A 518-nucleotide genomic window follows, 5' to 3' on the forward strand; every position below is an offset into this window, starting at 1 on the left:
GGTCGCCGGGGCAGGCATCGCCTACGTGCCATTGATGTGGGTGATCAATGAGATTAACAGCGGTGAGTTGGAGATCCTCTTCCCGCGCTACCAGTCCGATCCCCGTCCGGTGTATGCCCTCTATACGGAAAAGGACAAACTGCCGCTCAAGGTCCAGGTCTGTATTAACTATCTGACGGACTATTTTGTGGAAGTGGCGGAGCTTTATCAGGGAATGCGGGGCAGAAGAAAAGAGTAAGCCGCCCCGTAAATGCAGAGAGGTCAGATGATTATTGGAATTTGGCCTCTGCCCTCCTGTCAGAGATAAATAATCCCCAGTCCCTTCCGGCGCAATTAAGATATTTCACTGAGTTCTATTAATAATGGCGAATTGACATATTTGCCTTGTGACCTTTATCGTACTCATTGTCTGAAACCTGTTCTATGCAAATATCAGACGGTTATAGAGTTGTTAAATAAATACTTCATAAAAATAACGTTTCTCAGGATTTTGTTTAAACAAGGAATAAATATGAATC

At 44.6% G+C, this 518-nt stretch carries 1 protein-coding gene; it reads left to right on the top strand.

The genetic code is table 11. The annotated features are described in order from the left end of the window. The coding region (locus tag K5E19_RS23945; RefSeq protein ID WP_260411946.1) for a LysR substrate-binding domain-containing protein at positions 1-238 on the top strand (238 nt) is incomplete at its 5' end. Positions 239-518: the final 280 nt, after the last annotated feature.

Origin of the sequence: Enterobacter sp. RIT637 (assembly GCF_019718755.1) — a bacterium.
Classification (GTDB): Bacteria; Pseudomonadota; Gammaproteobacteria; order Enterobacterales; family Enterobacteriaceae; genus Enterobacter.